We start from the raw sequence: 18,225 nt of genomic DNA on the forward strand, positions 1-18,225 counted from the left end.
CATGCGGCCGGACGCCCGCCTCCCCGTCACCGTCCTGTCCGGCTTCCTCGGCGCCGGCAAGACGACGCTGCTGAACCACATCCTGCGCAACCGCGAGGGCCGCCGGGTCGCCGTGATCGTCAACGACATGAGCGAGGTGAACATCGACGCCGAGCTGGTCCGCAACGGCGGCGCCGATCTCAGCCGCACCAGCGAGACCCTGGTCGAGATGACCAATGGCTGCATCTGCTGCACCCTGCGCGACGACCTGCTTCGCGAGGTCCGGCGCCTGGCCGAGCAGGGCCGCTTCGACTGCCTGGTGATCGAATCGACCGGCATCTCCGAGCCGCTGCCGGTGGCCGCGACCTTCGACTTCCGGGACGAGGCCGGCGCCTCGCTCGGCGACGCCGCCCGCATCGACACCATGGTGACGGTGGTCGACGCCGCCAATCTGCTGGCCGATTTCGGCTCCACCGACTTCCTGCGCGACCGCGGCGAGACGGCCGGCGACGAGGACGGCCGCACCCTGGTCGACCTGCTGGTCGACCAGATCGAATTCGCCGACGTGGTGGTGATCAACAAGATCGATCTGGCGACGCCGGAACAGCGCCGGATGGTCCGCAGCATCGTCGCCGGGCTGAATCCGGAGGCCGCGATCGTCGAAGCGAATTTCGGCGTCGTCCCCCTCGATTCGATCCTCGGCACCGGTCGCTTCGACTTCGAGCGGGCCCGCGAGCATCCGCTCTGGTACAAGGAGCTGTACCAGTTCGCGGATCACCGGCCGGAGACGCTGGAATACGGCGTCGAGAGCTTCGTCTATCGGGCCCGCCGCCCCTTCCATCCGGCCCGCCTGCACGCCGCCTTCCGGAGGACCTGGCCCGGCGTGATCCGGTCCAAGGGCCATTTCTGGCTGGCAACCCGGCCCGGCTGGGTCGGCGAGATGAGCCAGGCCGGCGCCTTCCTGCGGCACGAGGCGATCGGCTTCTGGTGGGCGGCGGTGCCGCGGGACCGCTGGCCCCGGGATCCGGAGATGCGCCGGATGATCGAGGCGCGCTGGGACCCGGTGTTCGGCGACCGGCGGCAGGAGCTGGTGTTCATCGGCATCGGCATGGACCAGGCGGCGATCCGGCGCGAGCTCGACGCCTGCCTGGTGGACCCGACCCTGGCCGCGGATTTCGACCCTGGGGCCTGGGCGGACCTGCCCGACCCCTTCCCCGCCTGGCGCCGGGCGGCCTAGGCCGAGGCGCGCGACGGCTGCCCCGGCGCGGCGCCGCGCCGCCGGAGCTGCTGCTGCTTCGCCGCATAAAGCCGGGCGTCGGCCACCGCGGACAGCCCCTGCTCGTCCTCGGCATCCCCGGGCAGGAAGGCCCAGCCGACGCTGGCGCCGACCGACACCATCCCGGCGCCGACCGGGATCGGAACGGCCAGGGCCGCCCCGATCCGGTCGGCGAGAGCCTCGACCTCCGCGGCGCTCAGCTCGCCGCCGAGCAGGGCGAATTCGTCGCCGCCCACCCGCGCCGCCATCACCCCCTCGGGCAGAACCTCGCTCAGGCGCTGCGCCAGGGCGCGCAGAACGGTATCGCCGGCCAGATGGCCGTGGCCGTCATTGACCGCCTTGAAGCCGTCGAGATCGATCACCATCAGCACCGCGCCGGCTGACCGGCTGCGATAGGCCAGGATCCGCTCGCGCAGCGCGGCATCGAGCGCATGGCGGTTGGCCAGCCCGGTCAGGGCGTCGTGATTCGCCATGTACTCGATCTTCTGCTCCAGCGCCTTGCGGGCCGAGACATCCATAAAGGAGCCGACGATGCGCAGCGGGCGCCCCTCGGCGTCGTGCTCCACCGCCCGACCCCGCGCCAGCTGCCAGATCCAGCCGCCATCCGGCGCCGGCCAGCGATATTCCACGACGCAGTCCGGGGACCGGCCGGTCAGATGCTCCTCCAGCACCGTCGACGCCCGCTCGCGGTCGTCAGGATGGATCCGGCGCAGGTAATCGTCGAGAGGTCGGCGCGGCGCAGCCTCGGGCCGTGCCGCCAGCGAGCCGGAGTCGAGGGCGGAGAGCTGGCGGGACGGCACATCGAGATCCCAGATGCCGTCCGTGGTGCCTTCGAACGCCAGGGCCAGCCGACGCTCGCTCTCGGCCAGCCGCTCCTCTATCCGCCGGCGCGTCGCCATGATGCTGGCGACCAGGACGGCGGCCAGGGAGGTCAGGGCCACCGAGAGGCGGACCGACAGCAGAACCCGCAGCGGATCCTCGGTCACGGTCTGCGAAGGCAGCCTGTCGAGGCCGAGGCCGAGCGCCGCGAAGATCCAGAGCCCGGCCAGCGCGGCCAGCACCGTGGTCGCGAAGATGCCGGCGCGCATCGCCGACCAGATCAGCGGCAGCAGCAGATATCCGGTGGTGCCGATGCCGCCGGTGGCGACCCCCAGCGCCGCCATCAGCACCAGCAGGGCCACCGGTCCCGCCAGCTCCGGCAAATCGTGGCGGACCGCCCGCGACAGCCAGCCCGAACGCCAGGGCCCCGCCGGAAAGGTCAGCGCGACCGGCAGCACCGCCGCCAGGCTGGCGATCTCCGACATCCACCAGGTCGCGGTGTTCAGCAGGACCGCCGGATCGCCGAGCAGGGCGAAGCCGAGTGCCGAGACGACGCCGCCGGCCAGGGCCGACAGGATGCAGGCGAAGCCGACGCGCAGCACTGCGGGGGGATGGGCCAGCTCCCGGCCCTCCGCCCCCAACGACGCCAGCACGCCCAGCCCCACCGCGATCTCGACGAGGTTGGACAGCAGCAGCACCGCCGCGAGCTCGATGCTGCGTCCGTAGCAGAGATCGGCGGCAACGAAGGCAACGACGACGCCGGCCCAGCAGAGCGGATGCCAGCGCGCGGGGCGGCGCAGGAACCAGCCGATCAGGACGCCGTTCGCCGGCCAGAACAGGGCGAGCGGCTCCAGCCCCTTCGTGGCGATGCCGAGCACCGCCAGCACGAAGGTCAGGACCGTCGCCTCCACCACGTCGCGAATCTGCATGCGCACCGGCAAGGGCCCACCCCGGGGTCACGGCATATCGTCCTATTCTCGCCCGTCGCCCCGGCCGGGACAAGCGGACAGCCCGCCGGGCAGCCGCCGGCGGGCGTCATGCGGGCAGGACATGACGGACCGGGCGTCCGCCCGGCTGGCCGGCCCGGCCCGGCGCAAGCTATTCAGGGCGGCATCCGAGGCCATCATCATCGTGTCATGACATTAACCGGCCATGTCCGCTCCTGGTACGCCGCCACCGCCAACCGCGACCTCCGCTTCCCCCCGCTCGAGGAGGATCTGCGCTGCCATGCGCTGGTGGTCGGCGGCGGCTATACCGGCCTCAGCACCGCGATCGAGCTGAGGGAGCGCGGCCTCGACGTCGTGCTGGTCGAGGCCAGGCAGGTCGGCTGGGGCGCCTCCGGCCGCAACGGCGGCCAGGCGGTGACTGGCTTCAACAAGGGGATCGGCACCATCGCCGGCTGGGTCGGCCACGACGACGCCCGCAAGCTGTGGGAGATGTCGGAGGAGGCCAAGACGATCCTGCGGCAGCGCGTCGGGCAGTACGGCATCGATTGCGACCTGCGCTGGGGCTACGTGCTGGGGGCGCTGAAGCGGCGGCACGTCGAGGAGCTGGAGGCGCTTCTCGCCGAATGGGACGGGCTGGGCTATCACCAGGGGCGGATGCTGTCGCGGGCCGAGGTCCGGGCGCTGGTCGATGCACCCGGCTATGTCGGCGGCCTGCTCGACAGCGGCAGCGGCCAGCTGCACCCGCTGAACTATGCGCTCGGCCTGGCCGAAGCGGCGCGCAAGCTCGGCGTGCGGATCTTCGAGGACACGCCGGTCACCCGGCTGGACCAGGGCGTTCCGGCCGTGGCGGAGACGCCGAAGGGTCGGATCACTGCCGATTTCGTGGCGCTGTGCGGCAACGCCTATCTGCCGGCGCTGTCGGCCGAGGTCGATCGCACCATCCGGTCCCGGGTGATGCCGGTCGGCACCTACATCATCGCCACCGAGCCGCTCGGCGAGGCGCTGGCGCAGCAGACCATCCCGTCGGGCTTCGCCGTCGCCGACGTCAACTTCGTGCTGAACTACTACCGGCTGGGGCACGATACCCGGATGCTGTTCGGCGGCGGCGTCAGCTATTCCGGCTACGAGCCGCGGCGCCTGGCCGAGACCATGCGGCGGACCATGGTGCGCACCCTGCCCCGCCTGGCCGACAAGAAGGTCGAGTTCTGCTGGGGCGGCCATGTCGGCATCACCATGAACCGCACGCCGCATTTCGGCCGGGTGGCGCCGCACATCTTCTTCGCCCAGGGCTTCTCCGGCCACGGCGTGCTGCTGACCGGCATGGCCGGCCGGGTGATCGCCGAGGCGATCCGCGGCCAGGCCGACCGATTCGACGTCTTCGCCCGGATCCCGCACCAGCCCTTCCCGGGCGGCCGGCTGTTCCGGATGCCGGCTCTGGTCCTGGCGATGGCCTGGTACCGGCTGCGCGACCTTCTGTAGCGGCTCCCGTCAGTAGGCCGCGGCCCACTGGCGCAGCAATTCCCGTTCGGCCGCCCGCGCCCGGCCGAGCCAGCGCCGGGCCGGCTGCGATACGGCGAGGACATAAGGGTCGGTCGCCGCGTCGGCCGCGGCCCGCTGCGCCTCGTCGACGATGAAGATGGCGAAGCCGAGCTGCCGGCCGCTGTTGGCCGAGAGATAGCCGGCCAGGCCGCGGACATAGCCCATGGTCCCGGTCTTCGCCCGCAGCCGGCCGGCCGCGAGCGGCGGCGGCTCGCCGGCGCCGGCCTCGGCTCCGCCGTCGGGCCGCTCCGGCATCAGCGCCGGCAGGCCGACGCGGTTGCCTTCGATCAGCACAGCGGCCATCTGCACCGGCGAGATCCGCGCGGCGGTGCTGAGGCCCGAGCCCCCGGGGATCGACAGCCCGCTCCAGTCCACCTGCGGCAGCTTCTGCGCCCACCAGGCGGCCAGCGCCCGGCCCGCTTCCCCCTGGGTCACGGTGCTGCGGCCCAGGAGCTGCCGGGCCGCCATCATCCCGATCATCTCGGCTGACAAATTGTTGCTGTATTTCAGCACGCGGGCGACGATCGCCGGCAGCGGCTCGCTGTCGTGCCGGGCGATGATCGTCCCCTCGGCCGCGTGCGGCCCGATCACCGGCCCCGGCAGGGTGATCCCGGCATCGCGTGCGAAGGAGCGGAAGATCTCGGCCGCGGTCGCCGTCGGATAGCGGATCGGCAGCAGGTCGGAGCCCTTGTCCGGCAGCCGCGACGACAGGATCCAGCCCTCATGGCCGTCGACCGGACGGTAGGGCGTGGCCGCCCCCTCGCTGACATCGACCCAGGGCAGCGTGACGTTGCGCCCCTCCGCCACCGCATCGGCGCGGGCGTCCAGGCGCCCCTGCCGCGTCTGCCAGCTCACCCGCAGGGCGTTGAAGTTGACGGCGAGGCCGGAGAGCCCCGGGTTGTAGGAGGCAGCCAGGGGCTGCAGCGGATCGAGATACGGCAGCGTCTGCAGCACCGTGTCGTCGACGATGAAGCGGCCGGCCACCCTGGTGATGCCGGCCTGCCGGACCTGGCGCACGAGATCGGCCAGGTCGTTGATGTCGAGCGTGGGATCGCCGCCGCCGATCAGGGCCAGGTCGCCGTTCAGCACGCCGCCGGCGATGGAGCCGCTGGCGGTGACGGTGGTGGAGAAGCGGTGGTCGGCGCCGAGGATCTCGATCGCCGCCAGCATCGCAGGGACCTTCAAGGTCGAGGCCGGGATCATCGGCCGCGCCGGCTGGGACGTGTCGATCAGCTGGCCGCTCTGCGCATCGAACAGGATATAGGCGATATCCTCGGCCGGAAGGCCGTTGCGGGCCGCTGCCGCGCCGGCCTCGGCCCGGGCCGGGCTGCCCGGCACGCCCGCGGCCAGGACCAGCAGCAGGAACAGGCGAAACAAACTGGTCATGGGCACGGGCCGGCATCCTCCGCATCGCGTCGCGCCTCCCTATAGCCTCGGGCGGAACGAGTCGGAAGCGGCCACGATGCCGAAACGAATGCGGCCCCCGAGCGGGGGCCGTGTCCGTCGTCCTCCAGGCGGAAAGGCAGCCGGCCCGGCGGGTTCGGCTAATAGGCGCCGGCGCCGGGGAGGAACACCTTCGGCGTCTTGAACAGGATCACGATGTCGCGCCAGAGGGTCCAGTTCCGGACATAGTCGACGTTGAGGCGGATCTTCGTCTCGTAGCTGGTGTCGTTGCGGCCGGAGATCTGCCAGACGCCGGTCATGCCGGGCCGGGTGCTGTGATAGTAGCGGATCGCCGGGCCCCAGCGTTCCTGCTCCTCCTCATACATCGGCCGCGGGCCGACCAGGCTCATGTCGCCCTTCAGCACGTTGAAGAGCTGCGGCAGCTCGTCGAGGCTGGTCTTGCGCAGGAAACGGCCGATAGCGGTCACCCGCGGGTCCTTCTTCAGCTTGAAGCCGGCTTCCCATTCGCGCCGCAGCTCAGGGTCCTTCTGAAGAAGATCCGCCAACAGCTTGTTTGCGTTGGGAACCATCGTCCTGAACTTGTGGCAGTAGAAGATCTTGCCGTGGCGCCCGACCCGACGGTCGCTGTAGAAGACCCCCCCGGCCGGAGCGCCGGATCATGATCGCGCAGACCAGAAACAAAGGCGAAAACAGAATCAGAAAGACGATCGACAAAACGATATCCATCAACCGCTTCGCCGCCATACCGGCCCGAGCCGTCCGGATCGGCGCCTCTGCAGAAATGTCGACTGCGGCAGTATCGACGAGGCTGTCGGACTGCATATTCTTGTACCCCCAGAAAACTAAAACAAAGGAGCAAGACATGTCCTGCCGCCGCATTCGGCAGAACACCCCACATTTGAATTTTGTCTGACTCCCCGCCCCCTAGTCACTAGGGTATTGGCACACCGTTATTGTCTAGAACACGGCATTTTTTGGCGTGATCTGCCGACATGGAACGTGCCATCTATGTATATCCAAAGCTGCCACGGGAAACAATCCATTTATTGCCGTTACCGACCATAATCGGATCAATGCGAGAGGCGGGACAGATAAACCAAAATCTGAGAAGTGTTATTTAAGTCGTTGTTTTTAAGCATCCTTTCCGCGAAGAAGCCGAGCCACCAGCTCGCTCTCCCCGACCTTGCCGATCAGCCGGCCGTCGTCGTCGAGCACCAGGATCGGCTGCCGCGTCGCCTCATGCGCGGCGATGAAACGACGCATCGATGCATGAACCGGCATCGTCGCGATCTGGCCCGGTACCACGCCGTTGATGATCCCGTCGGCGATCTCCAGCGGCCGGTCCTCCTGGGTCACCGCGATCGGCCGGCCGAGGTCGTCGATCCGGCAGCGGCAGGTCCGGGCCTTGTCGACCAGGATCGAATCGCCGTCGCGCGGCAAGAGGTCGAGCGGCGTCATCAGCGCCTCGGCCCGCAGTACGTTGAGGGGGTTCACATGGGCGACGAAGTTGGCGACGTAGTCGTCGGCCGGCCGGGTGACGATCTCCTCCGGCGTGCCGACCTGGACGATCCGGCCGGACTCCATGATCACGATGCGGTTGCCGATCTTCAGCGCCTCGTCGAGGTCGTGGCTGACGAAGATGATGGTCTTCTTCAGCCGGCGCTGCAGCTCCAGCAGCTCGTCCTGCAGATGGGTGCGGATCAGCGGATCGAGCGCCGAGAACGGCTCGTCCATCAGGAGGATGTCGGCGTCGGTGGCGAAGGCGCGGGCCAGGCCGACGCGCTGCTGCATGCCGCCCGACAGCTCGCGCGGATACTTCCCGGCCCATTTGTCGAGATGGACCAGCGCCAGCTTCTCGTCGACCACCCGGTCGCGCTGGGCCTTCGGCACGCCGCGCAGCTCGAGCCCGAGGCCGACATTGTCGCGGATGGTGCGCCAGGGCATCAGCGCGAATTGCTGGAACACCATCGAGACCCAGTCGGCCCGGAGCCGGCGCAGGGTCGTCTCGTCGCAGGCGGCGACGTCGACCTCCTGGCCGTCGCAGCGCACGACCATGCGGCCGCGGGTGACCTTGTTGAGGCCATTGACACAGCGCAGCAGCGAGGACTTGCCGGAGCCGGACAGGCCCATGAGCACGCAGAGCTCGCCCGGCGGGATCGCCAGCTCGGCGCCGGCCACGGCCAGGGTGTCGCCGGTCTCGGCCAGGATCTCGGCGCGGCTGCGGCCCTGGTCCAGGAGCGCCAGGGCCCGCTTCGGCGTCGACCCGAAGATCACGTCGATGGCGTTGAAATGAACGGCGGGAAGGCTCGACATCAATGCGCCCCTCCGACGGGCCGTTCGCTCTTCACCAGACGATCGAGGATCACGGCCAGGATGACGATGCACAGGCCGGCCTCGAACCCCATGGGCACGTTGACGGAATTGAGGGCGCGCACCACCGGCTTGCCCAGGCCGTCGGCCCCGACCAGCGCGGCGATCACCACCATCGACAGCGACAGCATGATGCATTGGGTCAGCCCGGCCATGATCGTCGGCAGGGCGTGCGGCAGCTCGACCTTGAACAGCAGCTGCCGCTTGGTGGCGCCGAAGGCCTCGCCGGCCTCGAGCAGCGGGCTGGGCACGCCGTGGATGCCGAGATAGGTCAGCCGGATCGGCGCGGCCACGGCGAAGACCACGGTCGAGATCAGGCCCGGCGCGACGCCGAGCCCGAACAGGATCAGGGTCGGGATCAGATAGACGAAGGTCGGCAGCGTCTGCATCAGATCGAGGATCGGCCGCACCACGGCGTAGACCAGCGGCCGGTGGGCGCAGAGGATGCCGATCGGGATGCCGATCGCCAGCGACAGGATCGTGGCGCTGATCACCAGCGCCAGGGTCTGCATGGTCTCGGTCCAGTAGCCGAGATTGAGGATCAGGAGGAAGCCGATCGCGACCAGCGCCACCAGCTGCCAGCGCCGGTGCAGGATGTAGGCGAGCCCGGCGACGATCGCGATGAAGACCAGCGGCGGCGGCCACAGGAACAGGTCGATCAGCCATTCGATGGCGGTGCCGAGGCCGATCGAGATGGCGTCGAAGACGCTGGCGAAATTGTCGGTCAGGAAATCCGTCAGCTGCTTGATCCACAGCCCGAGCGGGATCTTCTGGGACAACAGCGCGCTCAGTTCGTCCATGCGGCGTCCTTTGTGTTCCGGCCGTTTGGACGACGCGCCGCCAACGGGGCGGCGGCGCGCCTGTCGGAAGGAATCAGAGGCCGAGCGACGCCTTCACCGCGGCGAGGCCGTCCTTGCCGTCGAAGGTGGTCACGCCGGCCAGCCAGGGGGTCAGCACATCCGGGTTGGCCTTGAGATAGTCGGTCGCCGCCTTGCCGCTCTCCTCGCCGCCGGTGGTGATCGCCTCCATCACCGTCGCCTCCATGTCGAGGTTGAAGACCAGGTTCTGCAGCAGCTTGCCGACATTGGGGCATTCGCCGAGATAACCGGCCCGGACGTTGGTGTGGACCGTCGCACCGCCGAAATTCGGGCCGAAATAGTCGTCGCCGCCGGACAGGTACTGCAGCGGGTAGTTCTTGTTCATCGGATGCGGCGCCCAGCCGAGGAACACGATCCATTCCTTGCGCCGGACGGCGCGGTCGACCTGGGACAGCATGCCCTGCTCGCTCGATTCGACCAGCTGCCAGCCCTTCAGGCCGAAGGCGTCCTTGTCGATCATGCTCTGCACCAGCCGGTTGCCGTCGTTGCCCGGTTCGATGCCGTAGATCTTGCTGCCGAACTTGTCGGCGTTCTTGGCCAGGTCGGCGAAATCCTTGACCCCGCCCTCGTACACGTAGTCCGGCACGGCGAGGGTGTATTTCGCCCCTTCCAGATTGGTCCGGACGTCCTCCACCGACTTGTCGTCGAAATAGGGCTGCGCATCGCCGGCCTGTGACGGCATCCAGTTGCCGAGGAACACGTCGATGTTCTTGTTCTTCAGCGAGACGTAGGTGACCGGCACCGACAGCAGCTCGGCCGACGGCTCGTAGCCCAGCCCCTTGAGCACCGCCGAGGCCAGCGCCGTGGTGGCGGTGATGTCGGTCCAGCCGACATCGGAGAACCGCACCTTCTTGCAGCTCGCCGGATCGGCCGCCTGTGCCGCCCCGGCGGCCAGGGCCAGGCCCAGCGCCAGCCCGATCAAACGCCTCGACATCATGCGACTCTCCTGTTTGCCCGCCTGTTCTTCACATTTTCGTTCGTTGCAGCGCGGCATCCGGCGCAGGATCTGCGGCGGAGCGCGTCTGCGCGAGTCTAACGACGGCCCGGGCGTCGCCGCTGGCCGATTTCCGGCATGGCGTGACGCAAACCGGCCTCATCGCCCGGCTCGGCCCCGCTAGCATGCCGCGCCAGCCCGAGGAGCGGAACCCATGACGGCAGAATTCGACTATGTGATCGTCGGCGCCGGCTCGGCCGGCTGCGTCCTCGCCAACCGGCTGTCGGCCGAGTCCGGCATCCGCGTGCTGGTGCTGGAGGCCGGCCCCGAGGACCGGACCTGGAAGATCCACATGCCGGCGGCGCTGACCTACAATCTCTGCGACGACAAGTACAACTGGTACTACGAGACCGAGCCGCAGGCGGCGATGGACAACCGCCGCATGTACTGGCCGCGCGGGCGGGTGCTCGGCGGCTCCTCCTCGCTCAACGCCATGGTCTATGTCCGCGGCCACGCCTATGACTACGACCGCTGGGCCGATGAAGGCGCCGCCGGCTGGTCCTATGCCGAGGTGCTGCCCTATTTCCGCCGCGCCGAGACCCGGGCCAAGGGCGGCGACGATTATCGCGGTTCCGACGGCCCCCTGCGGGTGTCGACCGGCAGCCAGCCGAATCCCCTCTTCGACGCCTTCATCGAGGCCGGCCGGCAGGCGGGATATCCGTTCACCACGGACATGAACGGCTACCAGCAGGAAGGCTTCGGCAAGATGGACATGACGATCCATCAGGGCGAGCGCTGGTCGGCCGCCAAGGCCTATCTGAAGCCGATCCGGTCGCGGCCGAACCTGACCATCGAGACCGGGGCGCTGAGCACCCGGATCCTGTTCGAGGGCCGCCGCGCCGTCGGCGTCGAATACGCTCAAGGCCCCCAGGTCCGGGTCGCCCGCGCGGCGCGCGAGGTGATCCTGTGCGGCGGCGCCATCAACTCGCCGCAGCTCTTGATGCTGTCCGGGGTCGGCCCGGCCGACCAATTGCGCCGGCACGGCATCGCCGTGGTCCACGACCTGCCGGGCGTCGGCCGCAATCTCCAGGACCATCTGGAGATGTACATCCAGCATGAATGCACCCAGCCGATCACGCTCTACAGCGTCGAGAATCCGCTGTTCAAGGCGAAGGTCGGGGTGGAGTGGTTCATGTTCCGCAGCGGCCTCTGCACCTCGGCCCATCTCGAGGCCGGCGGCTTCATCCGCTCGCGCGCGGGCATCCGGCACCCGGACATCCAGTACCATTTCCTGCCTTCGGTGGTGAACGACCACGGCCGCAAGCCGGGCGACCGGCACGCCTTCCAGGTGCATGCCGGCACCATGCGCGCCACCTCGCGCGGCTGGATCGAGCTGCGCTCGGCCGACCCGCGCGCCAAGCCGATCCTGCAGCCGAACTACCTGACCACGGAGGACGACCGCGAGGACATGCGGGCCTGCGTCAAGCTGACCCGCGAGATCTTCGCCCAGCCGGCCTTCGCCCCCTATCGCGGGCCCGAGATCGCGCCCGGCGCCGCGGTGCGCACCGACGACGAGATCGATGCCTTCGTCCGCGCCAAGGCGGACAGCGCCTATCACCCGTCCTGCACCTGCAAGATGGGCGTCGACGAGATGGCGGTGGTCGATCCCGAGACCCGGGTGCGCGGGCTGGAGGGGCTGCGGGTGGTCGACGCCTCAATCATGCCGTCGATCGTCAGCGGCAACCTGAACGCGCCCACCATCATGATCGGCGAGAAGGCGGCCGACATGATCCTGGGCCGCGAGCCGTTGCCGCCCTCCAACGCCCCGGTCTACGAAGCGCCGAACTGGCAGACGTCGCAGCGCTGACACAGGAGAGAACCATGGCCGGCACCCCCGAGCAATACGTTGGCGGGCTGCATATCGGCGGACAGGCGGTCGAGGGCGGCGGCACGCCCTTCGACTCCATCAACCCGGCGACCGGCCAGGCGATCGGCCGGGTCGCCGCCGCCTCCCCCGCCGATGTCGACCGCGCCGTCGCCGCGGCCAAAGCCGCCTTCGACGGCTGGGCCGGGATGACCGGCACCCAGCGCGGCCGCATCCTGCGCGAGGCGGTGCGCCTGCTCCGCGCCAACCGCGACCGGCTGGCGCGGATGGAGGTCGAGGACACCGGCAAGCCGATCGCCGAGGCGCTGGCGGTCGACATCGATTCCGGCGCCGACGCGATCGAGTACTTCGCCGGGCTGGCGCCGTCGCTGCACGGCACGCACCACGATTTCGGCCGCGCCTTCGCCTATACGCGGCGCGAGCCGCTGGGCGTGGTCGCCGGCATCGGCGCCTGGAACTACCCGCTGCAGATCGCCTGCTGGAAGTCCGGCCCGGCGCTGGCCTGCGGCAACACCATGGTGTTCAAGCCGTCGGAGCTGACGCCGATGACCGCGGTGGCGCTGGCCCAGATCTTCGCCGAGGCCGGCCTGCCGCCCGGCGTGTTCAACGTGGTCCAGGGCAAGGGCGATGTCGGCCAGGCCCTGATCAGCCATCCCGACGTCGCCAAGGTGTCGCTGACCGGGTCGGTGCCCACCGGCCGCAAGGTCGCCGCGGCCGCCGCCGGGGCGATGAAGCACGTGACGATGGAGCTGGGCGGCAAGTCGCCGCTGATCATCTTCGCCGACGCCGATGTCGAGAACGCGGTGAAGGCGGCGATGATGGCCAACTTCTACACCCAGGGCGAGATCTGCTCGAACGGCACCCGGGTGTTCGTCGAGGCGTCGCTGCACAACCGCTTCATGGATGCGCTGGTGGCCCGCACGCAGAAGATGCGGATCGGCGACCCGATGGACCCGGAGACCCAGGTCGGTGCCCTGATCTCGGCCGACCATCGGGCCAAGGTTCTGGGCTATGTCGAGGCCGGGGTGAAGGCGGGCGCTCGCCTGGTCTGCGGCGGCCGCGCCCCGGCGGACCCGGCGCTGGCCGGTGGCTATTTCGTCGAGCCCGCGATCTTCGACGCCTGCCACGACGACATGACGATCGTGCAGGAGGAGATCTTCGGCCCGGTGATGACGGTGCTGACCTTCACCGACGAGGACGAGGTGGTGCGGCGCGCCAACGCCACCGAATACGGCCTGGCCGCCGGCGTGTTCACCCGCGACCTGGCGCGCGGCCACCGCGTCGTCGCCCGTCTGCAGGCCGGCACCTGCTGGATCAACAACTACAACATCACGCCGGTGGAGATTCCCTTCGGCGGGTACAAGCAGTCCGGCCTGGGCCGGGAAAACGGCCTCGCGGCGCTGGAGCACTACACCCAGCTCAAGAGCGTCTATGTCGAGACCGGCGACGTCGACTGCCCGTATTGAATCACCGCTTTAGGATCGACGAATAACACACTGTTCTGCCTTGCGTATCTGGGCAGTGAGGCGACATGCGGCGCTCCGGTCATTTCGTCGCCGGCCTGCATCCTTGCCCGCTCCGGCCGTCCGGAGCATAGTCCGGCCGCCGTCACGGCGACGGCGGATCGACTTTGTCCATGAGCAGCTTCCGGATTCGCGACGACGCCCCGCACTACACCATCCTGACCAAGCTGCAGCTGATGAGCTGGGGCCTGGTGGTGCTGGTCTGCGCCATCGCCGCGGTCGGGGTCATGCTGCTCTATTCCGCCGGCGGTGGCTCCTGGGAGCCTTGGGCCAGCCGGCAGCTGACCCGCTTCGCCACCGGCTTCGTCGTCATGCTGCTGCTGGCGCTGGTCGATATCCGGGTGTGGATGAAGATCGCCTATCCGGTCTACGCGATCGTCTTCGCGCTGCTGATCGTGGTCGAGTTCATGGGCCATGTCGGCATGGGCGCCGAACGCTGGATCAATCTGGGCCCCCTGGTGATCCAGCCCTCGGAGCTGATGAAGATCGCCCTGGTGCTCGCCCTCGCCCGATACTTCCACGGCTTCTCCCTGGTCGAGGTGCGCAACCCGCTGGTGCTGATCGTGCCGCTGCTGCTGATCCTGGCGCCGGTCGGCCTGGTGCTGATGCAGCCCAATCTCGGCACCGCCATGCTGCTGATCCTGACCGGCGGCGCGGTGCTGTTCGCCACGGGGGTGCGGCTGTGGAAGTTCGCCGTCGCCATCGCGCTCGGCCTGTCGGCGATTCCGATCGGCTGGGAGTTCCTGCACGACTACCAGAAGAACCGCGTCTACACCTTCCTGGAGCCGGAGCGCGACCCGCTGGGCGCCGGCTACAACATCATGCAGTCGAAGATCGCGCTCGGCTCCGGCGCCCTGTTCGGCAAGGGCTTCACCGCCGGGACGCAGAGCCAGCTGATGTTCCTGCCGGAGAAGCACACCGACTTCATCTTCGTGGTCCTGGCCGAGGAGTTCGGCATGGTCGGGGCGCTGATCCTGCTGTTCCTCTACACCATGCTGTTCGTCTACGGGCTTATGATCGCGCTGAGCGCCCGCAGCCATTTCGGCCGGCTGATCGGCATCGGCCTGACCACGACCTTCTTTCTCTACGTCTTCGTCAACGTGGCGATGGTGACCGGGCTGATTCCGGTGGTGGGCATCCCCCTGCCCCTGGTGTCCTACGGCGGCACGGCGATGCTGACCCTGCTGATGGGCTGCGGCATCCTGCTCAGCGTCTGGATCCACCGTGAGGTGCGGATCCCGCGCAGCGGCATCACCGACTACTGAGATCTACCGAAGGGGCGAAGGAGAGCGGTCCGTCGTGACCCGCGGACCCGACCGCTCCGTCTCAGGCGTCGCCTCGCAGGGCCGCCTGCAGGCGCTTCAGCTCGGCCAGCAGCACGGTCAGTTCGTCGCGCAGCTCGGCCGACAGGCCCTGGCCGCGGCCGTCGCGCCCGGCACCGGCCAGGAGCGAGAGCTGCATCTCGTCGCGCGGCTTGGCGGGCCTGGTCCGGGTGACCGGGAGGGGATGGGCCGGCCCGGACGGAGGAGCGGCTTCGCCCGCCGCCGCCGGCGCGTCGGCCTCGGCCGACTTGCCCTCCTTCAGCAGGCGCTGCACGCCCTTGATGGTGTAGCCCTCCTCATAGAGAAGGCGCTGGATCCGGCGCAGCAGTTGGACATCTTCGGGACGGTAGTACCGACGGCCGCCGCCGCGCTTCAGCGGGCGGACCTGGGAGAACTTCGTCTCCCAGAAGCGCAGCACGTGCTGCGGCACGGCGAGGTCGTCGGACACCTCGCTGATCGTGCGATAGGCCGTCGCCGACTTGCGCAGCGGCGCGGGCTTCGCTTCCGATCCTCCCATTCCGGCCATGGCTTACTCGTCGTCGTCCACGGGAGCGGGGTTGGTGCCGTTGATCCGCCCCTTCAGCACATGCGAGGCACGGAACACCAGCACCCGGCGCGGCAGGATCGGCACCTCCTGCCCCGTCTTCGGGTTGCGCCCGATTCGCTGCCCCTTCTGGCGCACGCCGAAGGTGCCGAAGGACGAGATCTTCACCGTCTCGCCGCGTTCGAGCGCACCGGAGATTTCTTCAAGCACTGTCTCAACAAGATCGGCGGACTCATTGCGAGACAAGCCGATTTCCTGATAGAGCGACTCACTGAGCTGAGCTCGCGTCACCGTTTCCGCCATGCCGCCTCCCCCTGACGGGCCATTGCGAAGGAAGACCATCAGTGGACGGTACCCCTCGCAAAATAATCCGTCAATTCCAAAGCGTTGGGCGGATTTCCTAACGAGCCCCGAAGACGAGGCTCGCTAACTCCTTACCAGCGCACCAGGGCAGCGCCCCAGGTCAGGCCGCCGCCCATGGCCTCGAGCAGCACCAGATCGCCGGGCCGGATGCGGCCGTCGGTCACGGCCTCGGCCAGCGCCAGCGGGATCGAGGCGGCGGAGGTGTTGGCGTGCTTCTGCACCGTCAGCACCACCTTCTCCGGCGGCAGGTCGAGCTTGCGGGCGGTGGCGTCAATGATGCGCTTGTTCGCCTGGTGCGGCACCAGCCAGTCGATGTCGGCCGGGGTCAGGTTGTTGGCCGCCAGGGCCTCCTCGACCACCTCGGCCAGGTTGATGACCGCGTGCTTGAACACCTCCCGCCCTTCCATCCGGACATGGCCGACGGTGCCGGTCGAGGACGGTCCGCCATCGACATAGAGCTTGTCCTCGTGGCGGCCGTCGGAATGCAGATGGGTCGACAGGATGCCGGGGTCGTCGGTGGTGCCGCCGCCTTCGACCGCGCGCAGCACCACGGCCCCGGCGCCGTCGCCGAACAACACGCAGGTGCTGCGGTCGCTCCAGTCCAGCAGGCGCGAGAAGGTCTCGGCGCCGATCACCAGCGCGGTGCGCGCCTGGCCCAGCCGGATCATGTTGTCGGCGACGGACAGGGCGTAGATGAAGCCGGAGCAGACGGCCTGGATGTCGAAGGCGGCGCCGCGGGTCATGCCGAGCGCGGCCTGGACCCGCACCGCGGTCGCCGGGAAGGTCTGGTCCGGGGTGGTCGTGGCCAGCACGATCAGGTCAAGGTCGCTGCCCTCGACCTTGGCCATGGCCAGCGCCTTGCGGGCCGCGGCCAGCGCCAGGTCGGAGGTCTTCTCCTCCGGCGCCGCGATGTGGCGGATGTTGATGCCGGTGCGCTGGACGATCCACTCGTCCGAGGTGTCGACCGTCCGGGCCAGGTCGGCGTTGGTGACGATGCGGTCAGGCAGGGCAGAACCGCATCCGATGATGCGCGCGCGGCGAACGGTCATTGCGGTTGTTCGATCCCGATCGGGGCAGTCGGTGGAGCCGTCGAAGCAGCGTCGTCGCCGTTTCGATTACCTTCGAAGCGGCTGAACTCCTGCTTAACCTTATCATTGAAACCGTGGATGACCAGATCGACCCCGACATCGATGGCATGGGCGAAGCCCTCGCCGTCGGTGCCGCCATGGCTCTTCACGCAGATGCCGTTGAGGCCGAGGAACAGCGCACCGTTGTACTGGCGCGGGTCGGTCCGGTGCCGCAGCCGCCGGAAGGCGCCGCGCGCGAACAGATAGCCCAGCGAAGCGAGCCAGGACGACCGGAAGGTGTGGCGCAGCCAGGTGGCGTAGAGCTTGGCCGTGCCTTCGGCGGTCTTGAGCGCGATGTTGCCGGAGAAGCCGTCGGTCACGACCACGTCGACCTTGCCGGCGGGGATATCGTCGCCCTCGACGAAGCCTTCGAACCGGCCGGGGAACTCCAGCTCGCGCAGCCGCGCGGCGGCGTCGCGCACCGCATCCGGGCCCTTCAGCGCCTCGGAGCCGACGTTCAGCAGGCCGACCGTCGGGTCGACCAGACCCAGCACCGCCCTGGCGAAGACCGAGCCCATGATGGCGAACTGGACCAGGTTCTCGGCGTCGCATTCGATGTTGGCGCCGAGGTCCAGCATGACGCTTTCGCCGCGCAGCGTCGGAAAAAACGATGCGATCGCCGGCCGGTCGATGCCCGGCAGCGTCTTGAACACCATCTTCGCCATCGCCATCAGCGCGCCGGTGTTGCCGGCGGAGACGACGCATTGCGCCTCGCCCGCGGCCACGGCGTCGATCGCCAGGCGCATGCTGGAGTTGCGCCCGCTGCGCAGGGCGGTGGACGGCTTGTCCTCGTTGGTGATCCGGTCGGCGGTGTGCCGAATCGACGACACCGCGGCCAGCGCCGGCCGCTTCGCCAGGAGAGGCGCGATGTTGGCCTCGTCACCGACGATCAGGAAATGCACGTCCGGATGGTGCGTGCGGGCGATCTCCGCCCCTTCGAGCACCATCGCTGGCGCCCGATCGCCCCCCATGGCGTCGAGCGCGATCGTCACTGGGCCAGAGGCCGCCGGGTCGGACATTCCCTATGCGGGCGCAGTCGATCAGGCGGTCGCCGTCGTCTCGCTGACGACCTCACGGCCGTGATAGTGGCCGCAGGCGTCGCAGACATGGTGCGGACGGGTCAGCTCGCCGCAGTTCGCGCATTCGACATAGGAGGCGCCGGCCAGGGCGTGGTGCGAACGCCGCATGTCGCGCCGCGACTTCGACGTCTTCTTCTTCGGAACAGCCATTTGCTTGAACTCTCGATACGAAAAGGCGGCACCAGGGGGGCCGCCTCGGACGGGCGTTACTTAATGGAAAAGGCCCGGCGGGGCAA

At 69.0% G+C, this 18,225-nt stretch carries 16 protein-coding genes and 1 pseudogene; 6 read left to right on the forward strand and 11 right to left on the reverse strand.

Features of this window, described 5'->3' with window-relative positions; translation table 11 throughout:
- Position 1 precedes the first annotated feature (1 nt).
- The gene (gene zigA / locus G537_RS0112695) at positions 2–1,216 is read left to right on the forward strand and encodes a zinc metallochaperone GTPase ZigA (RefSeq protein ID WP_026870442.1); all 1,215 of its coding nucleotides are present in this window, start codon (positions 2–4) and stop codon (positions 1,214–1,216) included.
- On the opposite strand, the gene G537_RS42035 is transcribed toward zigA, so the two are convergent.
- Positions 1,213–3,003, reverse strand: coding sequence for a sensor domain-containing diguanylate cyclase (locus G537_RS42035; RefSeq protein ID WP_162146103.1), 1,791 nt, complete (start codon positions 3,001–3,003; stop codon positions 1,213–1,215). The two genes, zigA and G537_RS42035, sit on opposite strands and share 4 nt — an antisense overlap.
- 207 nt (positions 3,004–3,210) lie before the next feature.
- On the opposite strand from G537_RS42035, the gene G537_RS0112705 reads away from it, so the two are divergent.
- Positions 3,211–4,500 carry an NAD(P)/FAD-dependent oxidoreductase gene (locus G537_RS0112705; protein ID WP_026870444.1) on the forward strand — a complete coding sequence of 430 codons (1,290 nt, stop codon included), beginning with the start codon at positions 3,211–3,213 and terminating at the stop codon, positions 4,498–4,500.
- Positions 4,501–4,509: 9 nt separating this feature from the next.
- Here G537_RS0112705 and dacB read toward each other — a convergent pair whose 3' ends face one another.
- Positions 4,510–5,946: a D-alanyl-D-alanine carboxypeptidase/D-alanyl-D-alanine endopeptidase gene (gene dacB, locus G537_RS37695; RefSeq protein WP_051248361.1), complete on the reverse strand. Its 1,437-nt coding sequence runs from the start codon at positions 5,944–5,946 to the stop codon at positions 4,510–4,512.
- A gap of 158 nt (positions 5,947–6,104) precedes the next feature.
- A pseudogene (locus G537_RS37700) lies at positions 6,105–6,593 on the reverse strand (sugar transferase); the annotation flags it as partial.
- A 29-nt stretch (positions 6,594–6,622) separates the two neighbouring features.
- Between G537_RS37700 and G537_RS45010 the strand changes: the two are divergent.
- Complete coding sequence (locus G537_RS45010; protein ID WP_245579020.1) at positions 6,623–6,877, forward strand: hypothetical protein; 255 nt, start codon at positions 6,623–6,625, stop codon at positions 6,875–6,877.
- Between the two features lie 218 nt (positions 6,878–7,095).
- Here the strand turns inward: G537_RS45010 and choV are convergent, their stop codons facing one another.
- The 3 genes from choV to G537_RS0112730 form a co-directional block, all read right to left on the reverse strand.
- On the reverse strand, positions 7,096–8,277 hold the full coding sequence (gene choV, locus G537_RS0112720) for a choline ABC transporter ATP-binding protein (protein ID WP_026870445.1): 1,182 nt from the start codon (positions 8,275–8,277) through the stop codon (positions 7,096–7,098).
- A complete protein-coding gene (choW, locus tag G537_RS0112725; protein ID WP_026870446.1) occupies positions 8,277–9,134 on the reverse strand; it encodes a choline ABC transporter permease subunit in 858 nt (285 codons plus the stop codon). The genes choV and choW overlap by 1 nt, the downstream gene beginning before the upstream one ends.
- A gap of 73 nt (positions 9,135–9,207) precedes the next feature.
- A complete protein-coding gene (locus tag G537_RS0112730; RefSeq protein ID WP_026870447.1) occupies positions 9,208–10,149 on the reverse strand; it encodes a choline ABC transporter substrate-binding protein in 942 nt (313 codons plus the stop codon).
- A gap of 211 nt (positions 10,150–10,360) precedes the next feature.
- Here G537_RS0112730 and betA point away from each other — a divergent pair, with 211 nt between their 5' ends.
- The 3 genes from betA (at position 10,361) to rodA (ending at position 14,819) form a co-directional block, all read left to right on the forward strand.
- A complete protein-coding gene (gene betA / locus G537_RS0112735) occupies positions 10,361–12,013 on the forward strand; it encodes a choline dehydrogenase (protein WP_026870448.1) in 1,653 nt (550 codons plus the stop codon).
- Positions 12,014–12,027: 14 nt separating this feature from the next.
- Positions 12,028–13,497: a betaine-aldehyde dehydrogenase gene (gene betB / locus G537_RS0112740; RefSeq protein WP_051248363.1), complete on the forward strand. Its 1,470-nt coding sequence runs from the start codon at positions 12,028–12,030 to the stop codon at positions 13,495–13,497.
- Positions 13,498–13,667: 170 nt separating this feature from the next.
- Positions 13,668–14,819: a rod shape-determining protein RodA gene (rodA, locus tag G537_RS0112745; protein WP_034851553.1), complete on the forward strand. Its 1,152-nt coding sequence runs from the start codon at positions 13,668–13,670 to the stop codon at positions 14,817–14,819.
- Positions 14,820–14,880: 61 nt separating this feature from the next.
- On the opposite strand, the gene G537_RS0112750 is transcribed toward rodA, so the two are convergent.
- The 5 genes from G537_RS0112750 to rpmF form a co-directional block, all read right to left on the reverse strand.
- Positions 14,881–15,402 (reverse strand): MerR family transcriptional regulator, encoded by a 522-nt coding sequence (locus tag G537_RS0112750; RefSeq protein WP_051248364.1) that lies wholly within the window; start codon positions 15,400–15,402, stop codon positions 14,881–14,883.
- A gap of 3 nt (positions 15,403–15,405) precedes the next feature.
- A complete protein-coding gene (locus G537_RS0112755; protein ID WP_026870452.1) occupies positions 15,406–15,723 on the reverse strand; it encodes an integration host factor subunit alpha in 318 nt (105 codons plus the stop codon).
- A gap of 131 nt (positions 15,724–15,854) precedes the next feature.
- Positions 15,855–16,832 carry a beta-ketoacyl-ACP synthase III gene (locus tag G537_RS0112760; protein WP_026870453.1) on the reverse strand — a complete coding sequence of 326 codons (978 nt, stop codon included), beginning with the start codon at positions 16,830–16,832 and terminating at the stop codon, positions 15,855–15,857.
- A complete protein-coding gene (gene plsX / locus G537_RS0112765; protein WP_034851556.1) occupies positions 16,829–17,929 on the reverse strand; it encodes a phosphate acyltransferase PlsX in 1,101 nt (366 codons plus the stop codon). The genes G537_RS0112760 and plsX overlap by 4 nt, the downstream gene beginning before the upstream one ends.
- A gap of 21 nt (positions 17,930–17,950) precedes the next feature.
- The gene (gene rpmF / locus G537_RS0112775) at positions 17,951–18,139 is read right to left on the reverse strand and encodes a 50S ribosomal protein L32 (protein ID WP_026870455.1); all 189 of its coding nucleotides are present in this window, start codon (positions 18,137–18,139) and stop codon (positions 17,951–17,953) included.
- Positions 18,140–18,225: the final 86 nt, after the last annotated feature.

It is taken from the genome of Inquilinus limosus DSM 16000 (assembly GCF_000423185.1).
GTDB lineage: Bacteria > Pseudomonadota > Alphaproteobacteria > DSM-16000 > Inquilinaceae > Inquilinus > Inquilinus limosus.